Origin of the sequence: Pseudomonas sp. NMS19W (genome assembly GCF_051554255.1) — a bacterium.
GTDB classification, from domain to species: domain Bacteria; phylum Pseudomonadota; class Gammaproteobacteria; order Pseudomonadales; family Pseudomonadaceae; genus Aquipseudomonas; species Aquipseudomonas kribbensis.
The window spans coordinates 2030977-2043292 of sequence record NZ_CP136718.1 but is presented as its reverse complement, the minus strand read 5'-3'; the positions used below and the strand labels follow the sequence as shown (position 1 = coordinate 2043292).

At 61.6% G+C, this 12316-nt stretch carries 10 protein-coding genes and 3 tRNA genes; all 13 read right to left on the bottom strand.

The window, feature by feature from the left end:
• Positions 1-5 precede the first annotated feature (5 nt).
• The 13 genes from R1A29_RS09200 to R1A29_RS09140 all read right to left on the bottom strand — a co-directional run bounded on the left by R1A29_RS09200 (position 6) and on the right by R1A29_RS09140 (position 12205).
• A tRNA-Asp gene (locus R1A29_RS09200) sits at positions 6-82 on the bottom strand.
• A 94-nt stretch (positions 83-176) separates the two neighbouring features.
• A tRNA-Asp gene (locus tag R1A29_RS09195) sits at positions 177-253 on the bottom strand.
• Positions 254-307: 54 nt separating this feature from the next.
• Positions 308-383, bottom strand: a tRNA-Val gene (locus R1A29_RS09190).
• A gap of 183 nt (positions 384-566) precedes the next feature.
• Entirely contained in the window at positions 567-1343 is a 777-nt protein-coding gene (locus R1A29_RS09185; RefSeq protein ID WP_438301223.1) for an SDR family oxidoreductase, read from the bottom strand.
• Positions 1340-2551 (bottom strand): O-succinylhomoserine sulfhydrylase, encoded by a 1212-nt coding sequence (locus tag R1A29_RS09180; RefSeq protein ID WP_085712007.1) that lies wholly within the window; start codon positions 2549-2551, stop codon positions 1340-1342. The genes R1A29_RS09185 and R1A29_RS09180 overlap by 4 nt, the downstream gene beginning before the upstream one ends.
• An 80-nt stretch (positions 2552-2631) precedes the next feature.
• The gene (gene purF / locus R1A29_RS09175) at positions 2632-4137 is read right to left on the bottom strand and encodes an amidophosphoribosyltransferase (protein WP_007956466.1); all 1506 of its coding nucleotides are present in this window, start codon (positions 4135-4137) and stop codon (positions 2632-2634) included.
• Positions 4138-4178: 41 nt separating this feature from the next.
• Complete coding sequence (locus R1A29_RS09170; protein WP_007956464.1) at positions 4179-4739, bottom strand: CvpA family protein; 561 nt, start codon at positions 4737-4739, stop codon at positions 4179-4181.
• Positions 4740-4837: 98 nt separating this feature from the next.
• Positions 4838-5500, bottom strand: a complete 663-nt coding sequence (locus tag R1A29_RS09165) for an SPOR domain-containing protein (protein WP_432219136.1) — start codon at positions 5498-5500, stop codon at positions 4838-4840.
• On the bottom strand, positions 5484-6791 hold the full coding sequence (gene folC / locus R1A29_RS09160; RefSeq protein ID WP_438301222.1) for a bifunctional tetrahydrofolate synthase/dihydrofolate synthase: 1308 nt from the start codon (positions 6789-6791) through the stop codon (positions 5484-5486). The genes R1A29_RS09165 and folC overlap by 17 nt, the downstream gene beginning before the upstream one ends.
• Positions 6788-7708 carry an acetyl-CoA carboxylase, carboxyltransferase subunit beta gene (gene accD, locus R1A29_RS09155; RefSeq protein WP_085712004.1) on the bottom strand — a complete coding sequence of 307 codons (921 nt, stop codon included), beginning with the start codon at positions 7706-7708 and terminating at the stop codon, positions 6788-6790. Before accD ends, folC begins: the two co-directional genes overlap by 4 nt.
• 191 nt (positions 7709-7899) lie before the next feature.
• The gene (locus R1A29_RS09150) at positions 7900-8514 is read right to left on the bottom strand and encodes a phosphoribosylanthranilate isomerase (protein WP_438301221.1); all 615 of its coding nucleotides are present in this window, start codon (positions 8512-8514) and stop codon (positions 7900-7902) included.
• Positions 8515-8578: 64 nt separating this feature from the next.
• On the bottom strand, positions 8579-9403 hold the full coding sequence (gene truA, locus R1A29_RS09145; RefSeq protein WP_085712002.1) for a tRNA pseudouridine(38-40) synthase TruA: 825 nt from the start codon (positions 9401-9403) through the stop codon (positions 8579-8581).
• A 150-nt stretch (positions 9404-9553) separates the two neighbouring features.
• Positions 9554-12205, bottom strand: coding sequence for a FimV/HubP family polar landmark protein (locus tag R1A29_RS09140; RefSeq protein WP_438301220.1), 2652 nt, complete (start codon positions 12203-12205; stop codon positions 9554-9556).
• Positions 12206-12316: the final 111 nt, after the last annotated feature.

Here is a 12316-nt window from a genome sequence, read left to right as displayed (position 1 = left end):
AGATATGGCGCAGCGGACGGGACTCGAACCCGCGACCCCCGGCGTGACAGGCCGGTATTCTAACCGACTGAACTACCGCTGCGTATCGCTTTGAGCTGATGCTCAAGTAACTCGTTTGACTGAAAAGCTTCGGTGCTTTTCAATCGCGAACCAGACAATGTCTGACTCGTTGAATATGGCGCAGCGGACGGGACTCGAACCCGCGACCCCCGGCGTGACAGGCCGGTATTCTAACCGACTGAACTACCGCTGCGCGTCGGTGGAGGCACTTTCAGCCTACCTCTTGCTTTCGCAAGTCTCTCGGGAGTGGTGGGTGATGACGGGATCGAACCGCCGACATTCTGCTTGTAAGGCAGACGCTCTCCCAGCTGAGCTAATCACCCGTTTGCATCTCCGAGGCCGCGAAATTTACGCAGGTAGCGAACCTAAGTCAATAGCAGGATTGAAGTTTTTTTCAAAAACAGTTTTTAGCGGCAAGCCTTGAGCTGCAAGCAAAAGCATAAACATCAAAAGCAGATACACCGCGATCTCGCTTCATCCTGCAGCTCGACGCTTGCAGCTGCTTCTCACTGCTCGTAAATCATCTTCTTGGTCATACCGCCGTCGACCACGAATTCCTGCCCCGTCACAAACCCGGCATTCTTCGACAGCAGCCATGCCACCATCGCCGCCACGTCCTCGACCGTCCCTACCCTGCCCGCCGGATGCTGGGCATGATCGGTATCGGTCAGCGGCTCGGCACGCCGTGCGGAGGGATCCCGCGCGTCGATCCAGCCCGGACTGACCGCATTGACCCGAATCTCCGGCCCGAGGCTGATTGCCAGCGCATGAGTCAGCGCCAACAAGCCGCCCTTGCTCGCCGCATAAGCTTCGGTATCGGGTTCTGACTGCGCCGCACGGGTCGAGGCCAGATTGACGATCGCCCCGTTGTGCGCCCGCAGATACGGCGCACAATGCTTGGCCAGCAACATCGGCCCGCTGAGATTCACCGCCAGCACTCGGTTCCAGTAGGCCAGATCCAGGCTTTCCAGAGTGATGTTGTGCGGATCGGCCACCGCCGCGTTACACACCAACGCATCCAGACGACCGAACTGCCCCAGCACTTCCGCAACGCCAAGCGCCACCTGGCTTTCATCCGCCACGTCCATGGCGATGAACCAGGCATTTTCGCCGAGTACTTTTGCTACCTTGGAACCACGCGCCCGGTCCAGATCCGTCAGCACCACTTGCCAGCCTTCACTGATCAGCCACGCCGCGATCCCCAGACCGATGCCGCGAGCGGCACCCGTGACCAGCGCAACGCGGCCATGAGTGCCCGTATTTGGCGTGGACAACTCGATCACAACGCCGCCAGACCGCGCGCCAGGTCGGCTTGCAGGTCAGCGACATCTTCCAGACCGACCGCGATGCGGATCAGGCTGTCACGAATCCCCGCCGCTTCACGCTCCTGCGGCGCCAGACGGCCGTGGGACGTGGTGCTCGGGTGAGTGATGGTGGTTTTGCTGTCACCCAGGTTGGCAGTGATCGAAATCAAACGGGTCGCATCGATAAAGCGCCAGGCGCCCTCTTTGCCACCCTTCACCTCGAAGCTGACGACCGCGCCAAAGCCCTTCTGCTGACGCTGGGCCAGCTCGTGCTGCGGATGGCTCTTCAGACCGGCGTAATGCACTTTCTCGATGCCATCCTGCTGCTCCAGCCATTCCGCCAGTTGCTGGGCGTTGGCACAGTGCGCCTTCATCCGCAGATTCAGGGTTTCCAGGCCTTTGAGGAAGATCCAGGCGTTGAACGGGCTCAGTGTCGGGCCGGCAGTGCGCAGGAAGCCGACGATTTCTTTCATCTGCTCGCCCCGACCGGCCACCACACCACCCATGCAACGGCCCTGACCATCAATGAACTTGGTGGCCGAGTGCACAACGATGTCTGCACCGAGCTTCAACGGCTGCTGCAAGGCAGGCGTGCAGAAGCAGTTGTCGACTACCAGCATCGCGCCCTTGGCGTGTGCGATTTCCGACAGCGCGGTGATATCCACCAGTTCGGCCAGCGGATTGGACGGAGACTCGACGAACAGCAACTTGGTGTTGGACTTGATCGCCGCATCCCAGGCCGACAGATCGGCCAGCGGCACGTAGTCGACTTCCACCCCAAAGCGCTTGAAGTACTTCTCGAACAAACTGATAGTCGAACCGAACACACTACGCGACACCAGCACATGATCGCCGGCGCTGCACAGGCTCATCACCACCGCCATGATCGCCGCCATGCCGGTTGCCGTGGCAACTGCTTGCTCGGCGCCTTCCAGCGCAGCAATGCGCTCTTCGAACGAGCGAACGGTCGGGTTGGTGTAGCGCGAGTAAACGTTGCCCGGCACTTCCCCGGCAAACCGCGCAGCGGCGTCAGCGGCGGTACGGAACACGTAGCTGGAAGTGAAGAACATCGGATCACCGTGCTCGCCTTCCGGCGTACGGTGCTGACCGGCACGTACGGCCAGGGTATCGAACGCTACGCCTTCGAGGTCGCTGTCCAGCCGACCGGCATCCCATTCCTGACTCATGCTGTCACTCCTTGCCCTGTTCTCGATAAATAAAAGTCTTTTGCCAGATACAAAACCGGCCCCTAAGGGCCGGTTGAAACTCAGTTGTTGTACAGATCGATGATCGCACTGACCGCCTGGGTCTTGACCTTCGAGGCATCATTGCGTGCCTGTTCGATCTTGTTCAGGTAAGCCTCGTCGACGTCGCCGGTGACGTACTTGCCGTCGAACACCGCGCAGTCGAAGTTTTCGATCTTGATCTTGCCGCCGCCGACCGCTTCGATCAAGTCAGGCAGGTCCTGATAGATCAGCCAGTCAGCGCCGATCAGGTCAGCGACATCCTGAGTCGAACGATTGTGCGCGATCAGCTCGTGAGCGCTCGGCATGTCGATGCCGTACACGTTCGGGAAGCGTACAGCTGGAGCGGCCGAGCAGAAGTAGACGTTTTTCGCGCCGGCTTCGCGGGCCATCTGGATGATCTGCTTGCAGGTGGTGCCGCGAACGATCGAGTCGTCCACCAGCATCACGTTCTTGCCGCGGAATTCCAGCTCGATGGCGTTGAGCTTCTGGCGTACCGATTTCTTGCGCGCGGCCTGGCCGGGCATGATGAAGGTACGGCCGATGTAACGGTTCTTGACGAAGCCTTCGCGGAATTTCACGCCCAGATGGTTCGCCAGCTCCAGCGCAGCAGTGCGGCTGGTGTCCGGAATCGGGATGACCACGTCGATGTCGTGTTCTGGACGCTCGCGCAGGATCTTCTCGGCCAGTTTCTCCCCCATGCGCAGACGGGCCTTGTAGACCGACACGCCATCGATGATCGAATCCGGACGCGCCAGGTAGACGTGTTCGAAGATGCACGGGGTCAGGGACGGGTTGGTCGCGCACTGACGGGTGTGCAGCTTGCCGTCTTCAGTGATGTAGACCGCCTCGCCCGGCGCCAGGTCGCGAATCAGGGTGAAGCCGAGCACGTCCAGCGAAACGCTTTCGGACGCGATCATGTACTCGACGCCTTCGTCGGTGTGACGCTGGCCGAACACGATCGGACGGATGCCGTGCGGGTCACGGAAACCGACGATGCCGTAACCGGTCACCATCGCCACGACGGCGTAACCACCGACACAACGGTTGTGCACGTCGGTCACGGCGGCAAACACGTCTTCTTCGGTCGGTTGCAGCTTGCCGCGCTGGGCCAGCTCGTGGGCGAACACGTTCAGCAGCACTTCCGAGTCGGAACTGGTGTTGACGTGACGCAGATCGGATTCGTAGATCTCTTTGGCCAACTGTTCAACGTTGGTCAGGTTGCCGTTGTGCGCCAGGGTGATGCCGTACGGCGAGTTGACGTAGAACGGCTGGGCCTCGGCCGAGGTCGAGCTGCCGGCAGTCGGGTAACGGACGTGGCCGATACCCATGTGGCCGACCAGACGCTGCATGTGACGCTGCTGGAACACGTCACGCACCAGGCCATTGTCCTTGCGCAAGAACAACCGGCCATCATGGCTGGTCACGATACCGGCAGCGTCCTGGCCGCGGTGCTGGAGCACGGTTAGCGCGTCATACAGCGCCTGATTGACGTTCGACTTACCGACGATACCGACGATGCCACACATGCGACGCAACCCCTACTTAATGGATCTGAACTGAACAACACTCACTGAGGCGTTTTGGCCGACGGCAAGAGTTGCTCCTTGAACGGAATATCAGCGGGTACGCTGATTCCGCTGGCAAGCCACTGACTGCTCCACCCGAGAATCAGGTTCTTGGACCAGTCGGCGACCAATAGAAACTTTGGCACGAGCTGTGATTCTTTCCACCACCCGTCCTGCTGTACCGGCCCCAGGCTCAACAGCCCGACCGCCACGACCACCAGCAACACGCCACGCGCAGCGCCGAAGGCCATGCCGAGGAATCGATCGGTCCCGGACAACCCGGTGACGCGAACCAACTCGCCGATAAGATAATTGATCATTGCGCCCACGATCAGTGTGGCGACAAACATGATGGCACAGCCCGTGATGACACGAGCCGACGGTGTTTGAATGTATCCGGCGAGATACTCGGACAGTGAGCCACCGAACATCCAGGCAACCGCTCCTGCGATGATCCAGGTCACCAGCGATAGTGCTTCCTTGACGAAGCCGCGGCTCAAACTGATCAAAGCGGAGATGGCGATGATTGCAACGATCGCCCAGTCAACCCAGGTAAATGGCACAGTGCAGCCTACAGACGGATAAGGCGGCGCATTTTAGCAGAGCGCATGGCTGTCGGTAAGCTGCGATTGTCAGTGCATTTCAATCGAGGTGATAGTTTTCAGCCACGCTCGGGCTGGAAGCGCACCACAAACCCCTTGAGGTTCTGCTGGCGGCTCAACAGATCGCGCAAACGATCGGCTTCGGCGCGCTCGATCAGCGGACCGACAAACACCCGATTCTTGCCATCGGCGGAGCGAATGTAAGCGTTGTAACCCTGACTGCGCAGGGTTTTCTGCAGGCTTTCGGCGCTGGCACGGCTCGACAGACTGGCCAGTTGCACCGACCAGCTCACCGACAGGCCATTGGCATCGACGCGGCTCTGGGTGGTGTCCGGCTTGGCAGACAGTGCGGCGATCGGCTGGGCCGGGGCTGCAGCAGGCTTGGTCACGGGTGCAGGTGCCGGAGCAACTGCGACTGGCTTGGCTACCGGCGCAGGAGCTGGAGCTGCTGGCGCAATAGGTGCCGCTGGCGCCGCTTGCTCGGCCACTTCGTAATCGCTCGGTACTGGCTCCTGAGGCAGAACCTGTGGCTCAGGCACGGCCACTGTCTCCATCTGGATCTGAGCTACGGCAGGCGCCTGCGGAGCAGCCGGCGCCTCGACGGTCACCTGACGCTGTTCGTCCTGACGGGAAAACAGCATCGGCAGAAAAATCACCGCCAGCGCCACCAGCACCAGGGCACCGACCATGCGCTGCTTGTACGCTTTATCCAGCAAAGCCATTTGCCGCTTCCTCCGTGGAGCGCCGGGCCAGCCATTCAAGGGCCTCGGCGACACAATAAAATGATCCGAACAGCAAGATCTCGTCGTCGCTGGTGGCCACTGCACACTGCCCTTCCAGAGCGGCCGCCACGCTGTCATAAGACGTGACCGACGCGCCAAGGTTCTGCAATGCAACATTCAATTCAGCCACCGGACGCGCTCGCGGCGAATCCAGTGGCGCCACCGCCCAATGCTGGACGCTGGCATTCAACTCACCGACCACACCGTCCAGGTCCTTGTCCGCCAACAGGCCGAACACCGCCAGGCGCTTGCCGACCGGCGGACGGGCCGCCAGGCGCCGGGCCAGATACTCCGCCGCGTGCGGGTTATGCCCGACATCCAGCAACAGGTTCAGGCGCTTGCCGTTCCATTCGAACGAGCGACGATCCAGACGACCGACCACGCGAGTCGCCTGCAAGGCCGCAACAATCTGTTGAGCACCCCAAGGCAGACCCAGCAGCAGATAAGCCTGCAACGCCAGCGCGGCGTTTTCCATCGGCAGATCGAGCAGCGGCAAATCCCGCAACTCGACGACCTGACCATCGGCATCGGTGCCGCGCCACTGCCAGAATTTATCAGTGATGCCGAGATCGAAATCGCGCCCACGCAGGAAGAACGGGCAAGCAAGCTCGCGCGCCTTGTCCAGCAAAGGTTGTGGAGGATTCAGATCGCCGCACAGCGCAGGTTTGCCCTGACGGAAAATCCCGGCCTTCTCAAAGGCCACGGATTCGCGGGTGTTGCCCAGGTAATCGGCATGATCGACACCAATGCTGGTGACCAGCGCGATGTCGGCATCGACCACGTTGACCGTGTCCAGACGCCCGCCCAACCCGACTTCCAGCACCACCGCATCAAGCCCGGCCTGCTGAAATAGCCAGAACGCCGCCAGGGTGCCCATTTCGAAGTAAGTCAGGGACGTTTCGCCACGCCCGGCCTCGACCGCCGCGAAGGCTTCGCACAGCTGTGCATCAGTGGCTTCGACGCCATTGAGCTGCACCCGCTCGTTGTAACGCAGCAGGTGCGGGGAATTGTAGACACCAACGCTCAGGCCCTGCGCCCGCAGCAGCGAAGCCACGAAAGCGCAGGTCGAACCCTTGCCGTTGGTGCCGGTGACCGTAATCACCCGAGGCGCCGGCTGGCCCAGCCCCATGCGGGACGCTACCTGTTGCGAACGCTCCAGCCCCATGTCGATGGCCGAGAGATGCAACTGCTCAAGGTAGGCGAGCCACTCGCCAAGGGTGCGCTCGGTCATACGTTGGCAGGCACCGGCGGAACGACGATCGGCTCGATCGGCGCAGCAACGAAGGTCGGGGTTGGCTTGCCGGTCAGTTGCGCCAGCAGGTTGCCCAGGCGTGGACGCAGCTCGCGGCGGTCGATGATCAGGTCGATTGCGCCGTGTTCCAACAGGAACTCGCTGCGCTGGAAACCTTCCGGCAGTTTTTCACGAACGGTCTGCTCGATCACACGCGGACCGGCGAAGCCGATCAGCGCTTTCGGCTCGCCGACGATCACGTCGCCCAGCATCGCCAGACTGGCGGAAACGCCGCCATAGACCGGGTCGGTCAACACGGAGATGAACGGAATGCCTTCTTCACGCAGGCGTGCCAGCACCGCCGAGGTCTTGGCCATCTGCATCAGCGAGATCAGGGCTTCCTGCATGCGCGCACCACCGGAGGCGGAGAAGCAGACCATCGGGCAACGGTTTTCCAGGGCGTAGTTGGCGGCGCGCACGAAGCGCTCACCGACGATGGCGCCCATGGAGCCGCCCATGAAGCTGAATTCAAACGCCGAAACCACGACAGGCATGCCCAGCAGGGTGCCACTCATGGAAACCAGTGCGTCTTTCTCGCCGGTCTGCTTCTGGGCAGCCACCAGGCGATCCTTGTACTTCTTGCCGTCGCGGAATTTCAGACGGTCAACCGGCTCCAGGTCGGCGCCCAGCTCAACACGGCCTTCGGCATCCAGGAAGATGTCGATGCGCGCACGTGCGCCGATACGCATGTGATGGTTGCATTTAGGGCAAACGTCCAGGGTCTTTTCCAGCTCCGGACGATACAGCACGGCCTCGCAGGACGGGCATTTGTGCCACAGGCCTTCAGGCACCGAGCTCTTCTTGACCTCCGAACGCATGATCGAAGGGATCAGCTTGTCTACCAACCAGTTGCTCATGCTTTCTTTCTCCAGTACCGGCGGCCCGAACGCTCTGGTTCGCGGCCCCGCGTATGCCCTTCAGCTAAATTCATGTGTGGCGATGATCGATGGATTGCCGGGTCAGCGGAACTGACCTGCGTACAACCCGAAAAGACCCTCAGCCTCTTTTCTACAGAGCTGTGGACGGCGGCAGTCTGCCAGCCGTCACATCAACGTACGGCGTTGATGAACGCCCGAATCTTTGCGTGATCCTTGATGCCCTTGCTCGCCTCTACCCCACCACTGACGTCCACGGCGTATGGCCGCACTCGGGCAATGGCGTCAGCGACGTTCTCCGGGGTCAGGCCGCCGGCCAGAATCAGCGGCTTGCTCAAGCCTTGCGGTATCAATGACCAGTCGAACGCCTCGCCGGTTCCACCGGGTACACCTTCGACATAGGTATCAAGCAAAACGCCACTGGCGCTCGGGTAGGCATTGCAGGCGGCGGCGATGTCATCGCCCGCCTTGACCCGCAGGGCCTTGATATATGGCCGGTGCCAGCCTTCGCACTCGGCAGCGGTCTCGTCGCCGTGAAATTGCAGCAGATCCAGCGGCACGGCATCGAGGATTTCCCCGAGCTCGCAACGGCTGGCATTGACGAACAGCCCTACCGTGGTCACGAATGGCGGCAATGCGGCGATGATCGCCCGCGCCTGCTGCACTGTCACCGCACGTGGGCTTTTAGCGTAGAACACGAACCCGATGGCATCGGCCCCGGCCTCGACGGCTGCCAACGCATCTTCTATGCGGGTAATCCCGCAAATCTTGCTGCGAACGGCCGACATGTCGATAAAAACCTCAGGGCAAATCCGGGAAAGTCCCGGATGGTAACAAATGCATTCGAGGGCGTCAGCCGTCAAGTTCCGAGAAACCCGTAAGGAAATGTGGCCCGATGAAACGCTCGGGTAACGGGAACTCGTCGTGGTACTCGACCTGCACCAGATACAGCCCGAACGGATGCGCCGTGACCCCGCCGGAGCGACGTTCGCGGCTTTCCAGCACTTCTTTCATCCACTCCGGCGGCCGCTCGCCGGCACCGATCGTCATCAGCACCCCGGCGATATTGCGCACCATGTGGTGCAGGAAGGCGTTGGCGCGGATGTCCAGCACGATCATCTTGCCGTGACGGGTCACGCGCAGATGATGCATCTGTTTGATCGGCGACTTGGCCTGACACTGACCGGCACGGAAGGCGCTGAAATCATGGGTACCAATCAGGTACTGCGCGGCCTCGGCCATGCGTTCCACGTCCAGTGGACGGTGATTCCAGGTGATTTCTTCATTGAGATGCGCCGGACGGATCTGATCGTTGTAGATCACGTAGCGATAACGCCGGGCAATGGCCTTGAACCGCGCATGGAAGTGCGCAGGCATGACCTTCGCCCAACTGACACTGATGTCGTGGGGCAGATTGATGTTGGCACCCATGACCCAGGCTTTCAGCGAGCGGTCGACCTGGGTGTCGAAATGTACGACCTGCCCGCAGGCATGCACGCCGGCGTCGGTGCGCCCGGCGCATTGCAGCGAGATCGGCGAATTGGCGACCTTCGACAAGGCTTTTTCCAGGGTTTCCTGCACGGTGAGCACACCCGTGGACTGGCGCTGCCAGCCGCTGTAGCGCGAACCCTTGTACTCAACGCCCAGGGCGACGCGAAAAAAGCCTTCGGGGGCCATTTCGGCGGCCGGGTTATCTATGTTTGCCAAGTCGGTACAGCCTGCTGATCTACAAAGGCGGGCATTATAAGGCGGCGCACCGGGGATACCAGACCCAAACAAAAACGGCAGCCTCGATGGGCTGCCGTTTGTTTACTGCCGAACGCTGACTCAGGCCAGGTGCGAAAGCATTTCCTTCGCTTCGCTCTTCTGCTTGTCATCACCCTCACTGAGCACTTCGTTGAGGATGTCGCGCGCGCCGTCGTTGTCGCCCATGTCGATGTAGGCCTGGGCCAGATCGAGTTTGGTGGCGGCTTCGTCGGTACCGGCGAGGAAGTCGAAGTCCTCGTCGTTCAGATCACCACCCAACGCTGCGTCGGCTTCGGTGAAGCTCGGCTCGTTGATGCTGCTCGACAGGCGATCCAGCTCGGCATTGACGTCGTCCAATTCGGCGGTGAAGGCATCCGGCTCAGCCGGGGTCGCATCCATCTCGTCGGCCAGGGACAGATCGAAATCGGCTGGCAGCTCCAGATCGTCCAGAGGGGCTTCAGCCACCACTGGCGGCTCGACCGGCGGCAGATCTTTCACGCTCTCGTCGAGATCCAGCAGGAAATCGTCGTCAGCCAGTTCAACCGGCACAGGCGCAGGATCAGCCCCGAGATCCAGGTCCAGATCGAAGTCGGACAGGTCGTCGAGGTTTTCCTTGATTTCGGTCTGTTGCTGCAGCACCGACTCGAAGCTCAGGTCGTCATCGGCCGGGAATTCGTCCAGCTCGACCGGCGCTTCAGGTTCGACAGCAGCCACAGGAGCGACAGGTTCCACCGGCTTGATGTTGTCGAGATCATCCAGGCTCAGGTCAAAAGCGCTGTCCAGATCGTCGTCCGCCTCGGCGGCAGGCGCTTCTGGCTCATCAAGCAGCAGTTCCTTGACGTAATCCTCGTCCAGCTCGGCCGCAATGGCCGCTGCCGCCAGACCGGCAGCCGCAACGACCGCCATGGCCGGGAAGCGTTTTTTCAGCTCTTCGACCTTGGCGAAGTTGTCGCCATTGGCAACCAGTTGGCGCTCCTGACCGACGAAGGCATCACGATCACCCTGGCGACCGTAGACTTCCATCAATTTCAGACGCAGGTCACTGCGCTGCGGCTCCTGGCTGACGCCCTCCTCCAGCAACGCCGCAGCCTGATTCAGACGACCGCCATCGATGTGCGACTGTGCTTTGTCCAGCACGTCATCGGAACGCTCGGCTGCCGGGGCTACCAGTGGCGCGGCGATCGGCTCGGCCATCACCACCGGAGCCACCACAGGGGCAGGCGCCGGGGCTGGAGCCGGTGCAGGCGTGAGCTTGACGCTTGCCGCCGGCACTTCCAGACCTTCGAAGCTGTCTTCCGGCAGATCGAGCTCAGGCGAGAACGACTGTTCTTCCAGGGCGCGGGCCATGCGCAGATGTTTCTCGGCTTCCTGTTGCGCCTTGCGACGACGGGCCAGCAGCAACAGCAGAAGCAGGAACACCACCGCACCACCACCGACCAGACCCAGCAGGATCGGGTTGGTCAGCAGTTCGTTGAAGGTCTTGTCTTCGTCGGCAGCAGGCTTCGGCTCGACCACTGGCTCAACCGGTGCCGGAGCGGCGGCTTCGGGCGCAGGTGCGGCAGGTGCCGCCTCGGCCGGAGTCGCCGGTGGAGTCGCAGCCAGTTCCGCAGTAATGGCCGGAACCGGCGCAACGGCTGGCGCAGCCGCGTCAGCTGCCGGCGCCGGAGCAGTGCCCGGGCCTTCAGCCTGCATTTTCGCCAGTTGATTGTTCTTCAGTTCGATCAGGCGTTGCAGTTTGTCCAGCTGGCTTTGCAGATCAGCCATGCGGCTTTTCAGCTCTGCATTGTCACGACGGGTGGTGTCGAGGCTTTCCTGAGTTACTGCCAGTTTGTTGCTCAGGGCCTTGGCATCACCGGCCGGGCCCTTGCCACGAGCCTTGCCGCTTTCGGCGGAAACGAGGCTCAGGTTGTCCTTGGCATTCTGCGCAGCACCGGCATTGGCGCGGCCACGCTTGGTGGCATCGAGCTGTTGCTGACCAGTGCCTGGCTTGGCCACGTAACGACGCCCCTGACGCCAGGCCTCGTTCTGCGCGGCCACTTCGGCAATCGCCTTGGACTGCGGCAGCGCAGTGCTTTGCACCTGATCCGGCAGACGCAGCACCTGGCCGGTTTTCAGGCGGTTGATGTTGCCGTCGATGAATGCGTCAGGGTTCAGAGCCTGAATCGCCAGCATGGTTTGCTGGATCGAACCGCCAGTGCGCGCCTTGGCTGCGATTTCCCACAGGGTATCGCGCGGCGTGGTAGTGTGGCTCGGATGCGTGGCGCCGGTAGTGGGTGCGGTGATCGTCTGCGACGGCGCCGGTTGCGCAGCGGCATCAGCGGTCTGCGGCGAGAACTTCGACGGATCCAGCAGCACGCTGTAATCGCGCAGCAGGCGGCCGTTCGGCCACATCACCTGTACGAGGAATTTCACCATCGGTTCCGACAGCGGCTTGCTCGAGGTTACGCGCAGCACGCTTTTGCCGCTGGCGTTGAGCACCGGGGTGAAGGTCAGATCATTGAGGAAGGCCTGGCGATCAACGCCGGCCTTGGCGAAATCTTCCGGCGAGGCCAGGCTCGGAACCACTTCGGCAGCCGTGAGATCCTTGACATCGAGCAGCTCGATTTCCGCCACCAGCGGCTGGTTCAGGGTCGACTTCAGGGTCAGCTCCCCGAGCCCGAGGGCATGCGCCATACCGGAGGACAGCGCCGAGGCGGCCGCTATTGCTAACACCAGTTTGCGAACTTGAACCATAGCCTCTTCCTTTGTTTGAACGTTCCTCGGCCAGCGAGAAGATGTTGATTGTCGCTGCCGTAAGGCATTGCGCGCGACGACGACAGCATGCCGCGCGCGATCATTTCTTTG